Raw genomic sequence first — 22,657 nt, 5'->3', positions numbered from 1 at the left:
TCTCCTCGCCCACCAGGGGGCGGGGCAAGCCGTATCAGTCGTCGTACGAGACGGCGGCCAAACGCGGACGCTAGACCTCGAACGTGATCCCCGGTTGACTAGCCGGTGAACCCGAGCGAAACCGGCCACACCTCCAACCGGTAGCTCTCCCTCGGCGCGTTCCCGGCCGGATTCCTCCGCTTCCTGCCGTGAACACGCAGGCCGTAGCGCCCCGCCCCCTGCGGGGTCACATTCGGCCGTTCCTGGTCAGTTGTGATCAGACCCTCCACGTGCATGACACCGGTCCGGGTGACGAACTCGATCTCCTGGAAGGACTCCCAGCTCGTGGGCACCTCCGTAGGTCCGGCCACCCAGGAGATCCAGATGCCGACCCTCCCTCCCTTGCCGAGGGTCCGCACGAGCAGCGAGTCGGGCAGCGCGGAGACCAGATCCTGCGGCAGGGGCGGAGACTCAGCGGTGTCCTGGAAGGGATTCACGATGCGGAACCGGTGATCGGCCACCTCGACCGTGCCGCGCAGCGTTTGAGGCAGGAGCCATGGCTCTCGCAGCTGTCGCTCTGCGCGGCCGGGCTCGTCGGCCGGGTCCTGGCGGATCCCGGTGGTCTTGCCGGGCAGGCCGAGTGCCTCCGCCACGCCCACACCGAGCCTGCCGGCCGCGTCGGGGCCTACGTCGATCGGCCACACCGTCACCAGGTAGAACTCGAACGGGACACGGGGGACCGCGGTGGGGTCGATATCCCGGCCGCGGGCGTGGACGCGCATGCCGTACCTGCCGGGGCCCTGGGGGGTGAGGTTGGGCAGGGCGTCGGGCGGGCTGCTCATGAGGCCCGACAGGCGCGTCTCGCCGGTGAGGGTGATCAGCTCGACCTCCTGTACCTCGTCCCACCCGTCGCGGGCGTCAGGCGGTGCGGAGTCCGTGAGGTGGACGGTGACGTCGACCGTGCCCGTGTGGATGCCGGTGAGGATGACGGCCGCGCCGGGGGCCGCCGCGGTCAGGCCGTTGGGGACCCGGTTCGGATGGGCCGCGCCGGGCTCGCCGACGAGGATCTGGTTGTACTGGACGTGGACGTCGGCGCGCTTCATCGGCTGACCGTGGCGGGGACGTGGGTTTCGCGCAGGGCCACGACGGCCGCCAGGCTGATGAGGCCTACGACGATCATGTAGACCGACACCGAGAGGGACGTGCCCGTCGAGCTCTGGAGGGCGGTGGCGATCAGGGGGGCGAAGCCGCCGCCGAGGACGGCGCCCGCCGCGTAGGAGAAGGAGGCGCCGCTGTAGCGGTAGCGGGGTTCGAAGAGCTCGGCGAACAGGGCCGACTGCGGGCCGTAGCTGGCTCCCAGGCCGACGTTGAGCACGACGACGGCCACGATGAGCAGAGCGGGGGATTTGGTGTCCACCAGGAGGAAGAACGGGATCGCCCACACCACGAGCAGAACCGAGCCCACGAGATAGACCGGTTTGCGCCCGACCCTGTCGGACCAGATGGCCGCCGCCACGATCGAGACCAGCCAGGTCAGGCTGCCCACGATCACCACCATCAGCATGAGGTTGCGGCTCACCTTGAGCACCGTCGTGCCGTACGACAGCAGGTAGGCCAGGAAGATGTAGCCCACCGCGGTGTTGGCGATGAAGCTGGCCGAGGCGATCACGAGCTCGCGCGGCCGGTTGCGGAAGACCTCCAGGACGGGCCGCCGGCTCTGCGCCTGCTCGTCGGCCAGCGCGCGGAACACCGGCGTCTCCTGCACCCGCAGCCGGATGAACAGCCCGACCACCACCAGCACGATGCTGAACAGGAACGGCAGGCGCCAGCCCCAGCTCTTGAACTGCTCCTCCGACAAGCCGGTGTTGACCAGGAAGAACACCAGCTGGGCCAGGATCAGCCCGGCGGGCACGCCGACCTGGGAGTACAGGCCGTAACGCCCGCGGCGGCCGTCGGGGGCGTGCTCGACGGCCATCAGCGCGGCGCCGCCCCACTCGCCGCCCGCGCTGATGCCCTGCAGCAGCCGCAGCACCAGCAACAGCACGGGCGCCAGCACGCCGATCGAGGAGTAGGTGGGCAGCAGCCCGACCCCGACCGTGGCCAGGCCCATCAGCAGCAGCGACGCGATCAGCATGGCCTTGCGGCCGACCCGGTCGCCGAAGTGCCCCCACAGAATCCCGCCCACGGGCCTGGCCAGGAATCCGACGCCGAGGGTGGCGAAGGAGGCCAGCGTGCCCGAGGCGGGTGACAGCGTGGAGAAGAACTGGGAGGCGAAGATGAGCGCGGCGGCCGTGGAGTAGATGAAGTAGTCGTACCACTCGATCGTCGTGCCGACCGCGCTCGCGACGGCGACTCGTCGTAGCTGCCTGGGGTCGGGCTCGTACATCGCCACTCCTCCGGTTGCTCCCGGTCAGAGTAGATCGTCAAACGATCTCTGGCTAGCGATGGTGCACGGACGCGACGGTGTGCAGCCGCGGCTCGAAGCTCTCGGCGACGGCCGCCGCCTGGCGCATGTGCACCTGGGCCTCGGGGTCGTCGCGCATCGCCTGGAGGGCCTCGGGGCTCTCCCACTGGGCGTAGTTGACCACCCGGTCGCCCTCGAGGGCGGCGTGGATGTTGGCCGAGATGAACCCCGGCCGGTGCCGTATGACCTCCTCGGTCGCCGTGACCAGCAGGTCCACGAGCTCGCGCTGGCGCTCGGGACGGACGGTGAAGACGTTGATCAGCGTGGCGAGCCGGGCCTCGGTGGAGATGGTCGTCGTCATGGGATGCCTCCTATGTCAGGTTCCTTACATGGCCCATTGTGTGTAAGGTTCCTGTCATGAGTCAAATCGAGCAGCGGATCGGCTACCTGGTCAAGCAGGTCGCCCACGCTTTCCGCCGGGCCAGCGAGCCGCGGCTGCGCGAGCTGGGGCTGTCGATGGCGCAGTACGCGGTGCTGCGGGCGCTGGCCGACGTGCCGGAGGCCCCGGCCGCCGAGCTGGCCCGCCGTACCTTCGTCACCCGTCAGTCACTGCGCGACGTGCTGGCCGGGCTGACGGCGGCGGGGCTGGCGTCGGTGGCCAGCGAGCCGACGACGGGGCGGGCGCTGCCGGTGAGGCTGACCGACGAGGGCAGGGTCCTGCTGGAGCGGGCCGAGCGGATCGTGCTCGACGTGGATGAGCGCATGATCGCGGGAGTCCCCACGGGCGAGCTGGAGCGGCTGCTCAAGGCCTGCGCGAAAAATCTCGCCTAGCGGGCGATGAGTACGGCGGGCCGGCGAAGTACATCCTTCCGCAAGCCGACCGATACGGAAGGACAACACGATGAACGACGTCAAGGCCACTCTCGACCGCTTTTACCAGGCCTGGGCCGACCAGGACGCCGACGCGATCGCGGCGCTCTACACCGAGGACGCCTCCGCGGTCCTGCCCGGGGTGCTCCGCCAGGGCAGGGAGACCCTGCGCGCGTACTTCAAGGGCGCCTTCGAAGGGCCGCTGAAGGGCTCGCGCGGCGTCGACGACCCGATCGAGATCCGCATGCTCGGTGACGACTGCGCGGTCGTGGTCAGCAAGGCCGGCATCCTGATGGCCGGGCAGGAGCAGATGCCCGCCGAACTGGAGGTGCGCGCCACCTGGGTGCTGCACCGCCAGGACGGCGAATGGCGCATCGCGGCCTACGCCAACGCCCCGGCTCACTGATCGGGTACGGCGGGGCTGTACAGCCAGGCGTCGAAGAGGGCGTCGAGCGGCTGGTCGGTGTAGTGGCGGGCGAGCTCGGTGAACCGGCCGGTGGAGACCGTGCCGTGCCGGTAGTCGGCCGTCCACTCGCGCAGCATCGAGAAGAACGCCGGGTCGCCGAGCGCGTCGCGTAGCGCGTGCAGCGTGAGCGCGCCGCGCTTGTAGACCCGGTCGTCGAACAGCCGCCTGATCCCCGGGTCGGCGAGCACGAAGTCGCCCGGCTGGGCGGCCAGCCTGCGATACCAGCGGGCGGCGTGCTCGTCGGCCCGCTTGCCGCCGGACGCCTCCGACCACAGCCACTCGGCGTAGCAGGCGAACCCCTCGTGCAGCCAGATGTCGCGCCAGTGGCCCAGCGTCAGGCTGTTGCCGAACCACTGGTGCGCCAGCTCGTGCGCGACCAGCCGCTCGTTGCCGCGCCGCCCGTCGACCTGGTTGGACCCGAAGATCGAGACGCCCTGCGCCTCGATCGGGATCTCCAGCGGGTCGTCGGTCACCACGGCGGTGTAGGCGCGAAAAGGGTACGGGCCGAAGAACTCGGTGAAGGCGTCAAGCATCTGCCGCTGCCGCCCGAAGTCGTACTGGACCCGGGTGGCCAGCCGCGTCGGGTACAGCAGTCGGATCGGCACCGGCCCGTGCTGCTCCACGCGCCGGTAGCGGCCGATCTGCACGCTGGCCAGGTAGGCGGCCATGGGCTCGGCCTGCTCGTAGACCCAGGTGGTGGTGCCGCCTGCGTGCGTCTTGGCCGCCAGCTCGCCGTTCGCGACCACCTGGTACGGCGAGGCCGTCCTGACCGTGATCCGGTAGGTGGCCTTGTTGTCGGGCCGGTCGTTGCACGGATACCAGGACGGCGCCCCGATGGGCTGGCTGGCCACGATCACCCCGTCGGTCAGCTGCTCCCAGCCGAGCCCGCCCCACACGGACGGCACCGGCCGCGGGGTGCCCGCGTAGCGCACCTCGACGGTGAAGCGCCTGCCCTCCTGGATCCAGTGGCGCGGCGTGATCTGCAGCTTGTCCGCCCGGTGCGTGTGACGGACCCGCTCGCCGTCCACGAGCACCTGCCCCACGCGGAAGGTCCCCAGGTCGAGCTCGAAGCGCTCCAGCGGGTCGAGGGCGTGCGCGGTCAGCACCGCGACGCCGCTCAGCCGGTTGGCCGCGACCCGGTAGTCGAGCTCGAGGTCATAGTGCCCGACCCGGTAACCGTCGTTGCCGTGCGTCGGGAAGTACTGCGCCAAATGTTCACTCCAGCCACGCCGCGATCGGGTTGCCGAACCAGCGCGTCCGCGCGGGCAGCGACTCGCCGCGCATCACGAGCGACGCGGGCCCGACCGTGGTGTGCCGGCCGATGCCCGCGGCCGGCAGGATGACTCCGTGCGGACCGAGGGTGGCGCCCTCGGCCAGCTCGACCGTGTCGATGCTCATCACCCTGTCATGGAACAGGTGCGTCTGCAGCACGCACCCCCGGTTGACCGAGACGCCGTCGCCCAGCCGCACCAGGTCGATCTCGGGCAGCCAGTACGTCTGGCACCACGCGCCGCGCCCGATCCTGGCGCCCATCGCGCGCAGCCACAGGTTCAGCGGCGCCGTGCCCAGCCACGGCTGGGCGAACCAGGGCGCTCCCAGCACCTCGACGAAGTTGTCCGCCAGCTCGTTGCGCCACACGAACGAGCTCCACAGCGGCCTGTCACCGGCGCGGATCCGGCCCAGCAGCGCCCACTTGGCCAGGCAGGTCACCAGGGCCGCCACGATCCCGGCGCCGCCGATCACCAGGCCGCCGAGCAGGATCGCCGCGGCCGGGCCGTACTGGATCAGCAGCCACCCGAGCGTGGCTGCGACGAGGACGGCCAGCGAACCGCTCGCCATCGCGGCCAGGAGCCTGCACACCTCTACCAGCGCCCTGGCCAGCTTGAGCCGCGCGGGCGGGTCGTAGGTGCGGCTGCGGTCGGCGTCCTGGACGGTCCTGCGCAGCTCGACCGGGGGCATGCCCAGGTACGACGAGCCCGCCCTGGTCTTCTTCGGCGCCGCCGACAGCACGCCGACCAGCCCGTCCTTGGGGACCTTGCGGCCCGGCGCGGTCATGCCGGAGTTGCCGAGGAAGGCGCGCTTGCCGATGCGCACGTGGTCGATGCGCAGCCAGCCGCCGTCCAGCTCGTAGGGCGCGACCATGGTGTCGTCGGCCAGGAACGCGCCGTCGCCGACGGATGTCATCGCCGGCAGCGCCAGCACCGTCGACAGCTCCACGTCCCTGCCGACCTTCATGCCGAGCGCCCGCAGCCAGGCCGGGGTGAACGTGCTGGCGTACACCGGGAACAGCCACACCCTGGCCATCTCCATCAGCCGCCCGGTCGCCCACGCCCGCCAGGCCATCGCGCTGTGCACCGGATGGCTGCCGGCCCGCAGCCCGATGCCGAGCAGCCGCACGCAGACCAGCACGATCAGCGCGAACGCCGCCATCGACACCACGACCGCCACCGGCGTCCACTGCCAGCCGGACCTGATGATCAGCAGCCCGGGGACGGCCGCCAGCACCGGCACCAGGCTCAGGAACAGCGCCGAGGCGGCGTACGCGGCCGTCCAGCGCCGCTTGCGCGCCGGCCGCTCGCCCCGCTTGCTCGCCTTACCGCTCCGTACGGCGGGCGCGCCCGCCCACCGCTGCCCGGACGGCACCGCCCCCGCCACCGAGGAGCCGGGCATGACCTGGGCGTTCTTGCCGATGCGCGCCCCGGGGAGCAGCGTGGCCCGCGCGCCCACCCGGGCGCCCGCGCCGATCCTGATCTCGCCCACGTGCAGCAGATCGCCGTCCAGCCAGTAACCGGACAGGTCGACCTCGGGCTCCACGGCCGCGTTGCGGCCCAGCCGGAGCAGGCCGGTGACCGGCGGCATGCTGTGCAGGTCGGCGTCCGCGCCCACCTGCGCGCCCAGCGCCCTGGCGTAGTGCGTGATCCACGGCGCGACCGACAGGTCCTGGATGCCCAGCCTGACGGTCAGCTGCTCGGCGAACCACAGTTTGAGATGTACGGCTCCGCCGCGCGGATACGTGCCGGGCTCCAGACCGCGCAGGAGCAGGCGGGCGGCGCCCGCGGACAGACCGATCCGCCCGAACGGGGTGAAGAAGAGCGCGATCCCCGCCACGCCCCACAGCAGCGCCGCCGGGCTGCCCGTCAGCAGGCCGACGATCGCGGCGACCACGGCCAGCCAGCGCACCGCGGTGACCGTGAGCAGGGGCAGCATGAGCAGCGTCTGGACGAACGCGACGCGGCGCGGCATCGGTTCGACGGTGCGCCCGGTGTCGGCCGCGGGGGTCGTCTCCTTGAGGTGGGCGGCCAGCGCGCCGAGCGTCGGGTGCTCGTAGATGTCGGCCACGGCCGCCGACGGGTAGCGCTCGCGCAGCAGCGTCACCAGGCGGGCCGCGGCCAGGCTGCCGCCGCCCTCGGTGAAGAAGTCGGCCTTGGCGTCGCCGACGCCCTGGCCCAGGACCTGCTGCCAGCACTCGGCCAGCCACCGCTCCACGCCGGTCAGGTCGCCGGACACCTCGGTAGTCAGCGGCCACGGCAGAGCGTCCCTGTCGATCTTGCCGGAGGTGCGGGTCGGCAGCTCGTCCACGATCGCCAGCCTGGGCACCAGCGCGGCGGGCAGCGCCTCGGCCAGCCGTTCGCGGGCCGTGGACTGGTCGAAGTCATCCGACACCACGACGTAGCCGACCAGGAGCTGGCCGCGGACCGCGGCCGCGGCGCCGGCCACGCCGGGCAGGGCCTGCAGCGCGGCGTCCACCTCGCCCAGCTCGATGCGGCGGCCGCCGAGCTTGATCTGCTCGTCGGCGCGGCCCACGAAGATCAGGCCCTCGGGCTCGGCCTTGACCAGGTCGCCGCTGCGGTAGGCGCGCGCCCAGCCGAGCGAGGGAAGCGGGGCGTACTTCTCGGCGTCCTTGTCCGGGTCGAGGTAGCGGGCCAGGCCGACACCGCCGATCACCAGCTCGCCCGTCTCGCCCATGGCCACCGGCTCGCCCTGCTTGTCCACGACGGCGAGTTCCCAGCCGCGCAGCGGCAGGCCGATCCTGACGGGGCCCTCGCCGGTCAGCTGCGCGGCGCAGGCGACCACGGTCGCCTCGGTCGGCCCGTAGGTGTTCCACACCTCCCGACCCGGTACGGCGAGCCGGTCGGCGAGCTCGGGCGGGCAGGCCTCGCCGCCGAAGATCAGCAGCCGGACGTCGTCCAGCGTCTCCGCGGGCCACAGCGCGGCCAGCGTGGGGACCGTCGAGACGATCGTGATGCCGCGCTCGACCAGCCACGGGCCCAGGTCCATCCCGGTGCGCACCAGCGCGCGCGGCGCCGGGACCAGGCAGGCGGCGTGGCGCCAGGCCAGCCACATCTCCTCGCAGGAGGCGTCGAAGGCGACCGACAGGCCGGCCAGGACGCGGTCGCCGGGGCCGATCGGCTCCTCGGCCAGGAACATGCGGGCCTCGGCGTCGACGAACGCGGCGGCGCTGCGGTGGCTGACGGCCACGCCCTTGGGCTTGCCGGTGGAGCCGGAGGTGAAGATGATCCACGCGTCGTCGTCGAGCTCGGGCGGTCCTTCGACGCCGAGCGCGGGGCCGCGCACGATGATGTCGTCTTCGATGACCACGCACACGCCGGCCTCGGTGAACACCGTCTCGGCGCGCTCGTCGGGGTCGTCGGCGTCCACGGGGACGTAGGCGGCGCCCGCGTGCAGGACCGCGAGGATCGCCACGTACAGCCGGACGCTCCCGGACGCGATGCGGATGCCGACCCGGTCGCCGCGGCCCACGCCGTGCTGCTTGAGGCTGCCGGCGAGGGTGCCGACCTCGGCGAGCAGCTGCTCGTATGTGAGAACGGTCACGCCGTCGTCCAGCGCGGGGTCGCCGGGGTGGCGGTGGGCGGTGGCGGCCAGCACGTCGATCAGCGTGCGCGGCGGGAGTGCGGGCTCGTCCGAGAGGTAGACGGCGCTCGACCACTCACGTTTGAGCAGGTCGGCGGTATCGATCACGGACTGCGGCATGCGTGGCTCCCTGTTACGAGGGGTGGGCAGCCACAGCGCTGGTGTTGCTGAGTGCGTACTTGGCCGCCGGTTCGGCGCCTGTCGCGCCTCCCGGTGGCTAACGGCTCCGCTCGGCGAGTGTATTCCGGATTAGGCTGATTTCTCGGTGGGTCCCTCGTGTTCTCGGGGGATCAGAGTCGGGTTCACTCTGTTCCGCACCGTGTCCCGATCTATCACCACACGGGCTACGTCGTCGCGGCTCGGCACCTCGTACATGAGGTTGAGCAGGACCTCTTCCATGATCGCCTTGGTGGCCCTGGCGCCGGTGCGGCGCAGCAGCGCCTGCTCGGCGATCGCGGTCACGGCGTCGTCGGTGAACTCCAGGTCCACGCCGTCCAGCTCGAACAGCCTGCGGTACTGCTTGATCAGCGCGTTGCGCGGCTCGGTCAGGATGCGGACCAGGGCCTCGAGGTCGAGCTGCTCGAGCGTGGCGATGACGGGCAGGCGGCCGACGAACTCCGGGATGAGCCCGTAGGCCATGAGCTCGCGGGGGAGGTTCCTGGCCTGCCGGGCGCGGGGGAGGAACCCGGCGTGGCGCTCGTCGGGCAGCTCCAGGCCCTCGAACGCGCCGCCGGCGATGAACAGCACGTTCGTGGTGTCGAGCTTGACGGTGTCCTGCTGCGGGTGCTTGCGGCCGCCTTCCGGCGGGACCTCCGCGACCGTGCCCTCCATGATCTTCAGCAGCGCCTGCTGGACGCCCTCGCCGGAGACGTCGCGGATGATCGACGGGTTCTCGCTCTTGCGGGTGAGCTTGTCGACCTCGTCGAGGTAGACGATGCCCTGCTCGGCCCGCCGCACGTCGTGGTCGGCGGCCCGCAGCAGCTTGACCAGGACGGTCTCGACGTCCTCCCCGACGTACCCGGCCTCGGTCAGCGCGGTGGCGTCGGCCATCGCGAACGGGACGTCCAGCATTCTGGCCAGCGTCTGGGCCAGGTACGTCTTGCCCGACCCCGTCGGGCCGACCAGCAGGATGTTGGACTTGCCGAGCTCCCCGGCCCCCGACCTGACCCGTTTGTAGTGGTTGTAGACGGCCACGGCCAGCGTCCGCTTGGCGTGATCCTGGCCGATCACGTAGTCGTCGAGGAAGGTGTGGATCTCCCTCGGCTTGGGCAGCGGGGGCAGTTCGGGGCTTTCGTCGGCGATCAGCTCGTTGGAGACGGCCACGCAGCCGTCGCAGATGCAGATCCTGCCGGGGCCCGCGATGAGCTTCCTGACCTGCCTCTGGGGCTTGCCGCAGAAGGCGCAGGCGAGCTCGCTCATCGCAGCGTCACCGGCAGCGACGTCAGGCGCCACGTGCCCGGGTCGGGGGCGCGGATCTCGTCCAGCTCGGCGGCCAGTGCCAGGCCGGGGAAGCGCTGGAACAGCGACGTGAGCGCCACCTCGGTCACCACCCTGGCCACGGACGCGCCCACGCAGAAGTGCGGTCCGAACGAGAAGCCCAGGTGGTTCTGCTGGCCGTTGGCGATGTCGAACCTGTCGGGGGCGGGGAAGGCCCGCGGGTCGTGGTTGGCCGCGGCCACGGACACGCAGACGGCCTCGCCCTTGTTCACCGGCACGCCATACAGGTCGAGATCCTCGCGGGCGTAGCGCGGGATCGACAGCAAGGCCGGACCGCACCAGCGGATCAGCTCCTCCACGGCCTGCGGCATCTTCGCGGGGTCGTCACGGAGGGCCTGGAGCTGGTCGGGGTGGGTGAGCAGGGTCGCGACGGAGTTCGCGATCAGGTTCGTCGGGGTCTGGCCGGACAGGACCAGTTGCCAGATCATCGTGACCAGCTCGGTCTCGCTCAGCCGGTCCCCGCCGTCGACCGCCTGCACCAGATCGGTCACCAGGTCGTCGCCAGGCTCCTCCCGCCGCCGTGCCACGGCCGCCTTGGCGCCCTCCATGATCCCCGGGATCGCCTTCCCGAACGCCTCGCCCACCCCCGCCGCCACGGTCGCGCCGTACTCCCGCCAGCGCGGCCTGTCCTGGTCGGGAATCCCGACGAGCTCACAGATCACCTCCATCGGCAACACCCGAGCGAACCCCGTCAGCAGGTCCACCGGCTCGGTGTCGAGGGCGTCGAGCAGGTGGTCGACGAGGGTCTGGATGCGGGGGCGGAAGTCGTTGGCGCGGCGGGGGGTGAACGCGGGGGCGACCAGGCGGCGCAGGCGCGCGTGCTCCTGGCCGTTCATCTCGCTCATGGTGCTCATGTACGGCAGGCAGTCGTCGGGCACGTCCGGGCGCATGAAGCTGCCCGCGTTGATCTCGAACCTGGGGTCGCCGAGCATCGCCCGAGCCTCGGCGTGCCGCGTGACGACCCACATCGGCGCCATCCCGGGGATCAGCAGCCGGGCCACGGGGCCCTGCTCGCGGGCCGCGCCGTATGTCCCGAACGGGTCCTGGATCACGGCCATGTCCGTGAGGTCGATCTCGGGTACTCCGGTCATGAGTTCCTCCCGCATGTTCAGATCACATGGTCTCATCATCTGGATGGTGACAGTATCCTTGAACCCACCGCCCGGCAAACGCGCAGCGAGGGGATCGATGGCACGCCTCACCAGAGCGGAGACGCAGGAGCGCAACCGGGCCAGGGTGCTAGCCGCCGCCAAGGAGGAGTTCGCCGCCCGCGGCTACCGCGACGCCAAGATCGACGCCATCGCCGAGGCCGCCGGCCTGACCCGCGGCGCCGTCTACTCCAACTTCCCCAGCAAACGCGCCCTCTACTTCGCCGTCCTCGCCCACCTCGCGTCCCCCGCCGCCGAGGACACGTTCACAACCAACCGAGGCACCGAGACCGGGAGGGCGCTCGGCGGTGTTTCACCCGACGCCGAGGCGGCGTTCGGCGGTACGCGTGGTGCGCGGGCCGGGACGAGTGCCGGCGCGGGGTACGTGGAGGTGGCAGGGCACGCCGCACCCGCGGTCAGAGGTGGGGACCCGGTGGGGGCGTTCGCTCGGTGGTGGGTCGGGGGGTTGCCGCTGGCCAGCGCGGAGTCGGAGGCGTGGCTGGGGGTCGACCTGGTGGGGGAGGTCCTGGGTGATGAGCGGACTCGGCGGGTCTACGGGCAACTGCTGAAGCTGGACGCGTTGCTGCTCGGGCTGGCGATGGAGCGGGTTCGGGTGGTGGGGACGCAGGCCGAGCGGCTGGAGCGGATCCGGCAGCCGGCCGTGCCGCATGGGCGGCTGGTGCCGGTGGCCGAGGCGGTGCTGACCACGTTGCACGGGGCCCGGCAGCTGGCGGCCGCCGCGGCCGGGTTCGTGGAGCCGTTCGACGTGATCAAGGTGTGTGAGCGGTTGGCGGGGGCCGAGCTCGACACCGGATGGGCTCCGGCGCACCTGCCGTGGGCGCCTCCCGCCCGTCCGGTCGATGAGCCGTGGTCGCCGCCGCCGGCCGTCGATGCCGTGCGCGGCGCATCCGCCCGGCTCGGCGGCGGCGAGGGGGTCGTGGTCGTGGTGGGGCTGCAGCGGGCCGAGGCGGTGGAGGAGGCCGTCCGGGCGGCGCCTGCGGGGGTCGGGGTGACGGCGGTGCTGGTCACGTCGGATCCGGCTGAGCTCGGGCCGCTGGCGCGGCTGGTGGTCGGCGAGCTGTGCACGGGGGTACGGGAGGCGTTCCCGCAGGAGGCGTGGCCGGGCCTGCAGGTCGTGTTCGACGAGCCCGGGTCCGTGGCGGCGGCCGCTGGGGTGGCTGCGGTGAGCGACGAGACGGAGGTCGCGGTCCGCGTCCGCGACGGCCGGATCGTGGCCAGAGCCGAAGGCCGCGGCGCCGCCCACGCCGCCGCGACCGCCGCGGTTCCGTCCGCCTCGCGAGGCTAGACGCGCGAGATCCACCACGCCGCCGCGACCGCCGCGGTCCCGTCCGCTTCGCGAGGCTAGGAGCGTGAGATCGCCCACAACGTCTCACCAGGGTAAATGCGGGAGATTGCCCGATCCGTGAGCGGATCGGCGATCTCATGCGTCCAAAGGAGTATGAAGACGTGGCGGATCGGAGTGCTCGCGGTCGGCGTGGTCGCGCTGAGCATCGGCGTAGGAGCACCGGCGCAGGCGGATGGCGCGGCGGTAGCCGTACGGAAGAAGGTGTTGGTTGAGCTGCGGGAGCAGGGTGGGTTCGCAGGGCTGCAGGACCGGGTGGTCGTGTACACCAACGGGTGTGTGCGGCTGAGCCGCAGGACGGGTCCCGTGATCGACAAGTGTCTGACCGGGGCCGAGTGGCGCGGGCTGCGCGGGAGCCTGAAGCAGCTGAAGCTCGGCAAGGACGAGGCGCAGCCGCAGGGGGCCGACTTCCTGAAGTACACGCTGACCTACCGCGGGCGCCACGTCAGCCGGTACACGCTGACGCAGACGTGGAGCCCGGTGGTCAGGCGGATGGAGAAGGTCCTGCAGAAGTACTGGGCGCCCGACTGATCGCCATCCGCAGGATCTCGAGGGCATGCGAGTCGTCCGGTCCCGACCAGGCCACGTGCTGGTCGGGCCGGACGAGCCGCAGCCCGGGCAGGCCGTCGTCGTAGGACGTGAGCGGGACGCCCTCGTCCGCGGCGGCCTTGACGAACCCGTCCACCTCGCGGCCGAGGATGGTGAACTCCGGCCCGAGGTGGTCGTAGAGGGAGTCACCCGGCCCGAGCCAGCGATGCGGCAGCCGCGCACCGTCGCCTGACACGATCGGCGAACCGTCGTAGGTGTAGCCGAGCACCAGGTCCAGGCTGTGGAACTCGGAGTCCTTGGCCCGCTGCACGGCCTCCGCGACGCTCTGCCGTACGGAGGGGGAGTCCAGCCGGGGATGGGACAGTTCCGGCGCGAGAGTGGCCATGTTGCGTGCGGCCTCGGCGATGGTCCGTTCGGCGATCGGCCGCCGTTCCAGCGCGTAGGTGGCCGTCAGCGAGCGCGGCGCCCACCCGTTGATCACCGCGGCGAGCTTCCAGCCGAGGTTGACCGCGTCGCCGATGCCGGTGGTGAAGCCGTGCCCGCCCCAGGGCGGGTTCTGGTGCGCGGAGTCGCCCGCCAGGAAGATCCGCTCGCTGGAGTAGCGGTCGACGAGCAGCATCCGCGCCGTCCACGGATCGGTGGCCAGCACCTCCACGTCCAAGGAGGCCCTGGCCAGGTTGCGGATGATCTCCAGCGGGTCGCCTGAGGTCACCCCCTGCGCGATGCACCACCAGGTCTCCTCCAGGTCCAGCCTGCCCGCGAGCCCCGGCTGCGACGGATGCAGGACCCAGTAATGGACGGCGGGCCCGAACGGAACCCGCTCGGCCAGCCCCGGCGCGCGGAAGACGATGTTGAGGTTGGGACGCGAGTCGGCCCGCCCGAGATAGCGGGCGCCGATGGCCTCCCTGGTCACGCTGCGCGACCCGTCGCACCCCACCACGTAGGACGCCCGGATCACCTCGGCGGAGTCGAGCGTGACGGACACCCCGAAGGCGTCCTCGCGCATCCCGGTGACCCGCCGCCCGGTCAGCAGGCGGGCGTGCGGCGAGGCGTGCACCGCCTCCCGCAGCATCTGCTCGACCAGCGGCTGCGACACCTGCTGCCCGGGCTCGGCGGCCCGGTCGTCGCCGGCGAGGTCGAGCCCGAAGCAGCGGTCGAACCGGGTGATCTCCTGGCCGAGCAGGCCGGTGACGAACACCGCCTCGTCCGACCAGGCCACGGGCAGCGGGGCGCGCTCGCGGATGGTGGCCGCCACGCCCCAGCGGCGGAACAGCTCCATGCTCCGCGCCGAGGTGGTCTTGGCGCGCGGGCGCAGCCAGGACACCTCCTCGCGCGGCTCCACGACCAGGCTCGGCACGCCGTGGTGGGCCAGTTCGAGGGCGGTCGCCAGCCCGACGGGGCTGCCCCCGGCGATCAGCACGGGCGTCACCGGCTGTGCGCCCCGGACATCAGCGCCGCCAGGTCGTCCGGGCGCAGGAACGAGGGAGGCGGCGGTGGACCCCAGTTGAACAGGCCCTTGGCGCCCTCCAGCGTCTCGGGCGTCCAGAGCTGGTCGTCGAGGACGCAGTCCATGTCCGAGTAGTACTCGGAGAAGTTGCCCGCCGGGTCTTTCAGGTACCAGAAGAAGTTGGACCCGGCGTGGTGCCTGCCCAGCCCCCACACGTGCCGTTCGGGGTGGTCCTCGAGCATGGCCCGGGCGCCCCTGCCGATGTCGTCGATGTCGTCGACCTGCCACGAGGTGTGGTGCAGGAAGCTGACGGGCGCGGCCAGGACCAGCAGGTTGTGGTGGTCGGTCGAGCAGCGCAGGAAGACTCCGGCGTCCTTGATCAGGTCGCTGGTGAGGAACCCGAGCCCGTCGCGGAAGAACGCTGTCGTGGTCGCGAAGTCGGTCGTGCCGACCACGGCGTGGCCCAGCTTGCGCGGCCGCACCGGCTCGGCCCGCAGGATTCCGGGCGCGCGGGCGCCCGTCCGCTCGATCCTGCCTGGCCCGTTGTAGGTGGTGGCCGCCACGGTGTCCTGCACCAGCCGAGGCGCGACCTCCAGCACCGCCCGCACGCCCGTGACCCGCTCGACCGCCGTGAGGGTCTCGCCCAGCTCGTGCGGGACGCTGAGCCGGGACAGCCGGGAGGCGGCGGCGGACAGGTCGTCGGCGCTGTCGGCCGCGACGCGCAGCTCGACCAGGCGCCGGGTGGGCGCCGCGACGACGCGCAGCTGGCGCCCGGCGTCCCGGGTGGCGAACCAGCCGTCGCCGTCGGGGCGCAGGCCGAAGTCGGTGTAGTAGGCCGCGGTCTCCGCCACGTCGGGCACGCCCATCGTGACGGAGATCAGCCGGTGCAGGGCCATCACTGTCCTTCCACGAACCTCTGACGGAGCTCGCCGATCCCTTCGACGTGGCTGACCAGCTCGTCGCCGGGCGCCAGCCACCGCTGCGGGGTACGTCCCATGCCGACGCCCGCCGGGGTGCCGGTGAAGATCAGGTCGCCGGGCAGCAGCGGCAGCCGGGCCGACAGCCGCGCCACGAGCGCCGGGATCGAGAAGATCAGGTCCCGGGTGTGCCCCTTCTGGACCTCCTCGCCGTTGATGGCCGAGCCGAGCGTCAGGTCGTCGGGGTCGGCGAACTCGTCGGGCGTGACCACCCACGGCCCGGTCGGCGCGAACCCGGGGAACGACTTGCCCATGCTGAACTGCGGCGCGACCCCGGCAAACTGCGAGATGCGCTCGGACAGGTCCTGGCCCACGGTGAGCCCGGCGATGTGCCCCCAGACGTCCTCCTCGGCGACGTTCCTGGCCAGGGAGCCGACCACGGCGACCAGCTCCACCTCCCAGTCGGTGTTCCCGCCCGGCGGCAGCCTCACCTCGCTGACCGGCCCGGTGATCGCCGAGACGAACTTGGTGAACACCGGCGGCAGCCCCTCGGGCACCGCGAAGCCCGACTCGGCCGCGTGGTCCCGGTAGTTCAGCCCGATGGCGAACACCTGGCGCGGCGTGGGCACCGGAGCCCCCAGATCCTCGGGATCGATCGGCTCCCCGCCGGGCAGCGCGGCCTCGGCGGCCCAGGCGCGGAACTCGGCCCAGCGCTCGTAGATGGCCTGCGGATCGGCACCGAAGAGGCCCTGGCTCGCCTGCTCCACGTCCACGGCCAGGCCGTCCTGGACCAGAACCAACCGCCCCTTCAGATTCGCCACGCGCACGACAAGCCTCCCTAATTCAGTATGATGATTACGGTGATAATGCTCCTCCGTGGCTTGGAGCGTCAAGAACCTTTGCCTACTCGCGCGGCTCCCATGGAAGACGAAGGGGGATGTTCTTCCCGATACGGGAGGTATGCGTGAGCTCTACCGACATGAAGGCCAAGCCGACGACCACCGCCTGGATCTCCTGGGTCGCCCTGGCATTCATGACGACGAGCTCGGTCGCCAGCCTGCGCTCATCCCCGAGCATGGCCATCTACGGCCTGGCCTGCATCTTCCTGTACGTGGTCCCGGCCATCCTGTTCCTGCTGCCCACCGCGCTGGTCTCCGCGGAGCTGGCCTCGGGCTGGTCCGGCGGCGTCTACAACTGGGTGGCCGAGGGGCTCAGCTCCAAGCCGCTCGGCTTCCTGGCCGTCTGGTGCCAGTTCGCCATGACGATCTTCTACTACCCGACGCTGCTGGCCTACGTGGCAAGCACGCTCGCCTATGTCATCAATCCCCAGCTGGCCGCCAGCGGCGTCTACACGGCCATCGTGATCGTCGTGCTCTACTGGGCCGGGGTCTGGGTCTCCAGCCAGGGCACCAAGACCGTCGCCGGGCTGTCCAGCGCGGGCCTGGTGATCGGGACCCTCGTGCCGGGCGCCGTCCTGGTGCTGCTGGGCATCGTGTTCCTGGCCCAGGGCAACCCGTCGGCCGCGCCGATGAACGCCGCGCACCTCCTGCCGCCGTGGACGGGCATCGCGAGCCTGGTGCTGATCGTGAACAACTTCCTGTCCTACTCGGGCATGGAGATGAACGCCGTGCACGTCTCCAGCCTCAAGAACCCCGCGCGGGAGTTCCCCAAGACGATGTTCCTGGCCACGGGCCTGGTCCTGCTGATCTTCATCCTGCCCGCGCTGGCGATCAGCTGGGTGGTGCCCGCCGGCAGCGTGAGCTTGACCGCGGGCGTGATGCAGGCCTTCGACACCGTCTTCGCGCACTTCGACGTGCAGTGGCTGACGCCGGTCTTCGGGCTGATGCTGATCACGGCCTCGCTCGGCGGCATGCTGACGTGGCTGGCCGGGCCCTCCAAGGGTGTGCTGCTGATCAGCCGGGAGGGCGGCTACCTGCCGCCGGTCCTGCAGAAACTGAACAGGCACGGCGTCCAGCAGAACATCCTGGTCGCGCAGGGCGTGGTCACCACGATCATCGCGCTGCTCTACGCGCTGATCCCGAACGTCTCCAGCGCGTACTGGATCCTGTCGGTGATCACCACGCAGATCTACCTGGTGGTCTACCTGCTGATGTTCGTGGCAGCGGTCAAGCTGCGCCGCGAGCGGCCCGACCACCCGCGCGGCTACCGCGCCCCGGCGCTGACCCTGCTGTGCGTGGTCGGGTTCGCCGCCTCGCTGGCGGCCATGCTCATCGGGTTCGTGCCGCCCTCGCAGTTCGGGTCCGGCAGCCCGCTGGTGTACGTGCTGATCGTGGGAGGCGGGCTGGTGCTGGTCGGGCTGGCCGTGCCGTACCTGCTGATCAAGCTGAGCAAACCGTCGTGGAGGACCCAGCCATGACGCACCGGGCATCGGCCGACTACAACCCTGGCAGGAGATGGCTGATCTACGGGTGCACCGCGTTGCTGATCCTGATCGGGCTGCTCATCATGTTGATCATGTGGGGGACGCACAAGGCCAACGCCACCTTCCGCGCCGAGCAGAAGGCCAAGGAACTGCAGAGCGCGCTGCAGGCGGCCGGGCTGCCCGTGCCGCAGGAGGACCAGATCGTCCGGGTGCTCGGCGAGGACGGCGGCCCGGTCTGCGCGTCGCCGAACGCGGCGCTGGCCTACGGCCTGCTCCGGGCCGGCCTCGTCAACGGGGCCGCAGGACCCGGCGTCCGGCCGATCATCGCCCACCCGAACGTCGTCAAGGCCGAGCAACTGGTCCTGCAGGTCTACTGCCCGGACGAGGCCCAGAAGTTCGCCCAGTTCGTCAGCACGCTGAAGCTCGAGGGGTGAGCCATGGAGTTGCGTGAACGGATCGCCGGGCTGATGCCGCGGGCCAAACGCGACCTGACCGAGCTGGTGTCCTTCAGGTCGGTCGCGGACGCGCGCCAGTTCCCGCCCCAGGAGTGCGAGAAGGCCGCCCAGTGGGTGCTCAACGCCTTCGCCGACGTCGGCTTCACCGACCTGGACCTGCACGAGACCTCCGACGGCAGCAAGGCCGTGTACGGCAGGCGCCAAGGACCCGCCGGCGCCAGGACCGTGCTGCTGTACGCCCACTACGACGTGCAGCCGCCGCTGGACGAGCAGGCCTGGCACACCCCGCCCTTCGAGCTGACCGAGAAGAACGACCGCTGGTACGGCAGGGGCGCCGCCGACTGCAAGGGCAACATCCTCGTGCACCTGACCGCGCTGCGCGCCCTCGGCGACGACGTGCCGGTCAACCTCAAGCTGATCGTGGAGGGCTCGGAGGAGCAGGGCACGGGCGGCCTGGAGGACTTCGTCCCGAAGCACGCCGACCTGCTGCGCGCCGACACCATCCTGGTCTGCGACACGGGCAACGCCGCCGTCGGCAAGCCCGCCGTCACCGTCAGCCTGCGCGGCATCGCCAACGTGGTCGTCACCGTGGAGGCCCTGAGCACCGAGATCCACTCAGGCATGTACGGCGGGGCCGCCCCCGACGCCCTGGCCGCGCTCATCCACATGCTGTCCACGCTGCGCGACGAGCAGGGGAACACCACGATCAAGGGGCTGGACAACACCCAGGTCTGGGACGGCGCGCCGTACCCCGAGCGGGCCTTCTTCACCGACGCCCACGTCCTGGACGGCGAGCGGCTGCTCGGCTCGGGCAGCGTGTCGGACATGCTGTGGGCCAGGCCCGCGCTGACCGTTCTCGGCATCGACTGCCCGCCGGTGGTCGGCTCCGCCGCGGCCATCCAGCCCAGAGCCAGGGCCAGGCTCAACCTGCGGGTCCCGCCCGGCATCGAAGCCAAAACCGCCATGCGGGCGCTCAGCGCGCAGCTGACCTCGGTGGCGCCGTGGGGCGTGCGCGTCACGGTGGAGCCCGAGCAGACCGGCCAGCCGTTCCTGGCCAAGACCGACGGGCCCGCCTACCGGATGCTGTTCGAGGCGATGAAGGAGGCCTACGGGGTGGAGGCCGCCGAACTGGGGCAGGGCGGGTCGATCCCGCTGTGCAACATCTTCGCCGATACCTATCCGGATGCCGAGATCATCCTGATGGGCGTGGAGGAACCGCAGACGCTCATCCACGCGCCCAACGAGAGCGTGGATCCCGGCGAGATCGCCGACATGGCGCTCACCCAGGCCCTCTTCCTACGGCGATACGGATCGTGATCTCGCCCCCGGCCAAGAGGCTGCTGCCACTGGTGGTGCCCGCCCTGGTGGTGGGCATCGCCGCCTCCCTGATCCTGATGGCGCTGACCAAGGTGTCCACGTTCATCGAGCACGTGGTGTGGCAGCCGACCGCCTGGTGGTGGACGATCGTCGTCCTCACCGCGGCCGGCGTGCTGACCGGCCTGGTGCTGTGGAAGGTGCCCGGGCACGCGGGCCCCGACCCGGCGACCCAGTCGCTGGTCGCGCCGCCCGACCCGATGCCCATGCTGCCCAGCGTGGCGCTGGCGGCGATCATCACGCTGGCCGGTGGCGTCAGCCTCGGCCCGGAGAACCCGATCGTCGCGATCAACAACGGGCTCGCGGCCGGGCTCGGCGCCCGCCTGCTGCCGAAGCTGGCGACCCCGCTCTGGGTGAGCATGGCCGTATCGGGCACCGTCGGGGCGCTGTTCGGCACGCCGGTCGCGGCGGCGCTCATGCTGTCGGAGGTGCGGACGGGCGATCAGGACATCCCGCTGTGGGACCGGCTGTTCGCGCCATTGGTGGCCGCCGGCGCCGGGTCGCTGACCACCAAGGCGCTCGCCGGCGAGGATCTCGTGATCGGGCTGCCCGCCTACCCCGGGTTCCAGGTGCTCGACCTGGTGACGGGGTCGGCGGTCGCGGTCGTGGCCGTGCTGCTGGCCCTCGCGGGCGTGTACGCGTTCCCGCACCTGCACCGCTTCTTCCACGCCGTGCCCAACCCGGTGCTCATGGCCGGGCTCGGCGGGCTGGTGCTGGGCGTCCTCGGGGTGATCGGCGGGCCGATCACCCTGTTCAAGGGGCTGGAGCAGGCCAAGGAACTGGCGGCAAGCTCCCACTCGGCCGGGCAGCTGACACTCATCGTCCTGGTGAAGCTGGTGGCCCTGATCGTGGCCGCCACCTCCGGGTTCCGCGGCGGGCGGATCTTCCCCTCGGTCTTCCTGGGGGTCGCGTTCGGGCTGCTGGCCCACGCGCTGGTGCCGGCGATCCCGTCGGCGGTCGGGGCCACGGCGGGCGTGCTCGGGTTCGTCCTGGTGATCACGCAGCAGGGCTGGCTCAGCCTGTTCACCGCGGTGGCGGTCGTGGGCCAGATCGAGCTGCTGCCGCTGGCCATCATCATGATCCTGCCCGCCTGGCTGCTGGTGAGCGGCAAGCCCCCGATGCAGGTCATCGAGCACGCGCCTGCCCCGGGAAGAGGACCTCCACCACCAGACCACCCTCCGGGCCAGGCCGGGCCGTGATCACCGCGTCGTGCGCCACCGCGACGGCCCGCACGATCGACAGCCCGAGCCCGTGGTGCCCGCCGTCACGCGAGGTCCGCTCGGTGTCCAGCCGCTGGAACGGCTCGAAGAGCCGCCCGACCTGATCCGCCGGGATCACCGGACCGGTGTTGGCCACCGACAGGACCGCGCGCCCGTCCGCGGTCCCGGTGGCGATCTCGACGCGGCCGCCGGGCACGTTGTACTGCACGGCGTTGTCCACCAGGTTGGCCACCAGCCGCTCCACCTGCGCAGGGTCGCCCGCGGCCGCCGCCGGGGCGAGCTCGGCCGTGATCCGGGGATCGGGACGGGCCAGCACCACCCGCTCCACCAGCGCCCGCAGGTCGAACGGCTCCCTGCGCTCCAGCCCGCGCTCGCCGGCGGCCAGCGCGAGCAGCGCCTCCAGCCGCCGGTCCTGCTCCTGGCTGAGCGCCAGCAGCCGCTCGCAGGTGGCGCGCAGCGCGGCGGGCGTGGCCCCCGGGTCGGTGAGGGTCTCCTCCAGCAGTGCCCGCTCCAGCGTCAGCGGCGTGCGCAGCTCGTGCGCGGCGTTGGCGACGAAGTGCTTCTGCGCGTCGAAGGCCGCCTCCAGCCTGCCCAGCAGCCCGTCCACGGTGTCGGCCAGGTCCTTCACCTCGTCGTGCGGCGCCCGTACGGCCAGCCGTTCGTGCAGGTTGCGCGCGGAGATGTCGCGGACGGCCGAGGCCATCGCGCGCATCGGCCGCAGCGCCCGCCCTGCCACCAGCCAGCCGAGCGCCACCGAGACGACCATCATGATGGCCAGCGCGATCCCCGACTGCGTGACCACCTCGTGCAGCACCGCCTCGCGCAGCCGCTCGGCCTCGGCCTGCAGCCGCTGCGCCACGCCGGTAAGCGCGGGCGCCTGCCGATGGAAGGTGTCGCCGGGGCCGCCCATTCGGTCCGGCGCGCCGACGCCGAACAGCACCACCCCGGCCGTGCGGCTCACCAGCAGGTAGGTGATGCCCAGCAGCACCGCGCTCGAGGCGGCGAACACGGCGCTGTAGAGCGCGGTCAGGCGCAGGCGGATGCTGCGGCGCATCAGATGCGGTAGCCGCCGCGCGGCACGGTCTCGATCAGCGGCGGCTCGCCCAGCTTGGCCCGCAGCCGGTTGATCGTCGCCTTGACCGTCGTGGTGAACGGGTCGGCCGCCTCGTCCCACACCCGTTCGAGCAGTTCCTCGGCCGGCACCGCCCGTCCGCGCGCCGCCAGCAGGTACTCCAGCACGGCCAGCTCTTTCGGTGTCAGCGCCAGCCGCATCCCTGCCCGGGTGGCGGAGCGCTGCGCGGGATCCAGCCGCAGGTCGCCGTGGACCAGCACGGGCGGCTGCGCGGGCTGCGAGCGCCTGCCCAGTGCCCGGATCCTGGCCACCAGCTCGGCGTAGGCGAACGGCTTGGCCAGGTAGTCGTCGGCGCCGAGGCTGAGCCCTTCGACCCGCTCCGCCAGCGTGCCCGACGCGGTCAGCATCAGCACCCGGGTACGCGGGGCGTGCTCGACCAGGTGGGCGCAGACCTCGTCGCCGTGCACGCCGGGCAGATCCCGATCCAGCACCACGACGTCGTAGTCCATGAGCCCGGTGCGGTCGAGCGCGGCCCGGCCGTCGCCCGCCAGGTCGACCGCCATCCCCTCCCTGCGCAGCACCCTGGCCACCGACTGGGCCAGCTCCGGGTGATCCTCGACCACCAGCACCCTCATGCCTGA

At 71.7% G+C, this 22,657-nt stretch carries 20 protein-coding genes; 8 read left to right on the top strand and 12 right to left on the bottom strand.

Annotated features, from left to right (window positions below):
* Positions 1 to 98: 98 nt before the first annotated feature.
* From KIK09_RS09640 to KIK09_RS09630, 3 genes are read right to left on the bottom strand one after another with little or no spacing between them, the layout of a single operon-like run.
* Positions 99 to 1,082, bottom strand: coding sequence for a hypothetical protein (locus KIK09_RS09640; RefSeq protein ID WP_214318384.1), 984 nt, complete (start codon positions 1,080 to 1,082; stop codon positions 99 to 101).
* Positions 1,079 to 2,365: an MFS transporter gene (locus KIK09_RS09635; protein WP_214318383.1), complete on the bottom strand. Its 1,287-nt coding sequence runs from the start codon at positions 2,363 to 2,365 to the stop codon at positions 1,079 to 1,081. The genes KIK09_RS09640 and KIK09_RS09635 overlap by 4 nt, the downstream gene beginning before the upstream one ends.
* A 52-nt stretch (positions 2,366 to 2,417) precedes the next feature.
* Positions 2,418 to 2,744 carry an antibiotic biosynthesis monooxygenase family protein gene (locus KIK09_RS09630; RefSeq protein ID WP_214318382.1) on the bottom strand — a complete coding sequence of 109 codons (327 nt, stop codon included), beginning with the start codon at positions 2,742 to 2,744 and terminating at the stop codon, positions 2,418 to 2,420.
* Positions 2,745 to 2,800: 56 nt separating this feature from the next.
* On the opposite strand from KIK09_RS09630, the gene KIK09_RS09625 reads away from it, so the two are divergent.
* Both KIK09_RS09625 and KIK09_RS09620 read left to right on the top strand, forming a co-directional pair.
* Positions 2,801 to 3,214 carry a MarR family winged helix-turn-helix transcriptional regulator gene (locus KIK09_RS09625; RefSeq protein WP_214318381.1) on the top strand — a complete coding sequence of 138 codons (414 nt, stop codon included), beginning with the start codon at positions 2,801 to 2,803 and terminating at the stop codon, positions 3,212 to 3,214.
* A 70-nt stretch (positions 3,215 to 3,284) separates the two neighbouring features.
* A complete protein-coding gene (locus KIK09_RS09620; protein WP_214318380.1) occupies positions 3,285 to 3,659 on the top strand; it encodes an SgcJ/EcaC family oxidoreductase in 375 nt (124 codons plus the stop codon).
* Here the strand turns inward: KIK09_RS09620 and KIK09_RS09615 are convergent.
* From KIK09_RS09615 to KIK09_RS09600, 4 genes are all read right to left on the bottom strand, one after another.
* Complete coding sequence (locus tag KIK09_RS09615; RefSeq protein ID WP_214318379.1) at positions 3,653 to 4,930, bottom strand: M1 family metallopeptidase; 1,278 nt, start codon at positions 4,928 to 4,930, stop codon at positions 3,653 to 3,655. The two genes, KIK09_RS09620 and KIK09_RS09615, sit on opposite strands and share 7 nt — an antisense overlap.
* 4 nt (positions 4,931 to 4,934) lie before the next feature.
* The gene (locus KIK09_RS09610; RefSeq protein ID WP_214318378.1) at positions 4,935 to 8,711 is read right to left on the bottom strand and encodes a Pls/PosA family non-ribosomal peptide synthetase; all 3,777 of its coding nucleotides are present in this window, start codon (positions 8,709 to 8,711) and stop codon (positions 4,935 to 4,937) included.
* Between the two features lie 129 nt (positions 8,712 to 8,840).
* Positions 8,841 to 10,010 (bottom strand): ATP-dependent Clp protease ATP-binding subunit ClpX, encoded by a 1,170-nt coding sequence (clpX, locus tag KIK09_RS09605; protein WP_214318377.1) that lies wholly within the window; start codon positions 10,008 to 10,010, stop codon positions 8,841 to 8,843.
* Entirely contained in the window at positions 10,007 to 11,194 is a 1,188-nt protein-coding gene (locus tag KIK09_RS09600; RefSeq protein WP_250572874.1) for a cytochrome P450 family protein, read from the bottom strand. Before KIK09_RS09600 ends, clpX begins: the two co-directional genes overlap by 4 nt.
* Before the next feature lie 82 nt (positions 11,195 to 11,276).
* On the opposite strand from KIK09_RS09600, the gene KIK09_RS57545 reads away from it, so the two are divergent.
* Positions 11,277 to 12,542 carry a TetR/AcrR family transcriptional regulator gene (locus KIK09_RS57545; protein WP_250572873.1) on the top strand — a complete coding sequence of 422 codons (1,266 nt, stop codon included), beginning with the start codon at positions 11,277 to 11,279 and terminating at the stop codon, positions 12,540 to 12,542.
* A gap of 153 nt (positions 12,543 to 12,695) precedes the next feature.
* Positions 12,696 to 13,130: a hypothetical protein gene (locus KIK09_RS09590; RefSeq protein ID WP_214318376.1), complete on the top strand. Its 435-nt coding sequence runs from the start codon at positions 12,696 to 12,698 to the stop codon at positions 13,128 to 13,130.
* On the opposite strand, the gene KIK09_RS09585 is transcribed toward KIK09_RS09590, so the two are convergent.
* The 3 genes from KIK09_RS09585 to KIK09_RS09575 are packed head-to-tail and all read right to left on the bottom strand — an operon-like array spanning position 13,084 to position 16,339.
* Positions 13,084 to 14,568 carry an FAD-dependent monooxygenase gene (locus KIK09_RS09585; RefSeq protein ID WP_308163997.1) on the bottom strand — a complete coding sequence of 495 codons (1,485 nt, stop codon included), beginning with the start codon at positions 14,566 to 14,568 and terminating at the stop codon, positions 13,084 to 13,086. The genes KIK09_RS09590 and KIK09_RS09585 overlap by 47 nt on opposite strands.
* A gap of 5 nt (positions 14,569 to 14,573) precedes the next feature.
* Positions 14,574 to 15,491 carry a VOC family protein gene (locus KIK09_RS09580; protein ID WP_214318374.1) on the bottom strand — a complete coding sequence of 306 codons (918 nt, stop codon included), beginning with the start codon at positions 15,489 to 15,491 and terminating at the stop codon, positions 14,574 to 14,576.
* The gene (locus tag KIK09_RS09575) at positions 15,491 to 16,339 is read right to left on the bottom strand and encodes a fumarylacetoacetate hydrolase family protein (protein ID WP_214318373.1); all 849 of its coding nucleotides are present in this window, start codon (positions 16,337 to 16,339) and stop codon (positions 15,491 to 15,493) included. The genes KIK09_RS09580 and KIK09_RS09575 overlap by 1 nt, the downstream gene beginning before the upstream one ends.
* Positions 16,340 to 16,476: 137 nt before the next feature.
* Between KIK09_RS09575 and gadC the strand changes: the two genes are divergently transcribed.
* Genes gadC through KIK09_RS09555 form a run of 4 tightly spaced genes read left to right on the top strand, consistent with a single transcriptional unit; the run spans position 16,477 to position 20,923 of the window.
* A complete protein-coding gene (gene gadC, locus KIK09_RS09570) occupies positions 16,477 to 17,889 on the top strand; it encodes a glutamate/gamma-aminobutyrate antiporter GadC (RefSeq protein ID WP_214318372.1) in 1,413 nt (470 codons plus the stop codon).
* A complete protein-coding gene (locus KIK09_RS09565; RefSeq protein ID WP_214318371.1) occupies positions 17,886 to 18,329 on the top strand; it encodes a hypothetical protein in 444 nt (147 codons plus the stop codon). Before gadC ends, KIK09_RS09565 begins: the two co-directional genes overlap by 4 nt.
* Positions 18,330 to 18,332: 3 nt before the next feature.
* The gene (locus tag KIK09_RS09560) at positions 18,333 to 19,667 is read left to right on the top strand and encodes a dipeptidase (RefSeq protein ID WP_214318370.1); all 1,335 of its coding nucleotides are present in this window, start codon (positions 18,333 to 18,335) and stop codon (positions 19,665 to 19,667) included.
* Positions 19,664 to 20,923, top strand: a complete 1,260-nt coding sequence (locus KIK09_RS09555; RefSeq protein ID WP_308163996.1) for an ion channel protein — start codon at positions 19,664 to 19,666, stop codon at positions 20,921 to 20,923. Before KIK09_RS09560 ends, KIK09_RS09555 begins: the two co-directional genes overlap by 4 nt.
* Here the strand turns inward: KIK09_RS09555 and KIK09_RS09550 are convergent.
* Positions 20,850 to 21,998, bottom strand: coding sequence for a sensor histidine kinase (locus tag KIK09_RS09550; RefSeq protein ID WP_214318369.1), 1,149 nt, complete (start codon positions 21,996 to 21,998; stop codon positions 20,850 to 20,852). The two genes, KIK09_RS09555 and KIK09_RS09550, sit on opposite strands and share 74 nt — an antisense overlap.
* On the bottom strand, positions 21,998 to 22,651 hold the full coding sequence (locus tag KIK09_RS09545; protein ID WP_214318368.1) for a response regulator transcription factor: 654 nt from the start codon (positions 22,649 to 22,651) through the stop codon (positions 21,998 to 22,000). Before KIK09_RS09545 ends, KIK09_RS09550 begins: the two co-directional genes overlap by 1 nt.
* Between the last annotated feature and the right edge of the window lie 6 nt (positions 22,652 to 22,657).

This window comes from Nonomuraea sediminis (assembly GCF_018531495.1).
GTDB lineage: Bacteria > Actinomycetota > Actinomycetes > Streptosporangiales > Streptosporangiaceae > Nonomuraea > Nonomuraea sediminis.
The sequence above is the reverse complement of the archived record's forward strand: the minus strand, read 5'-3'. Positions and strand labels throughout refer to the sequence as shown.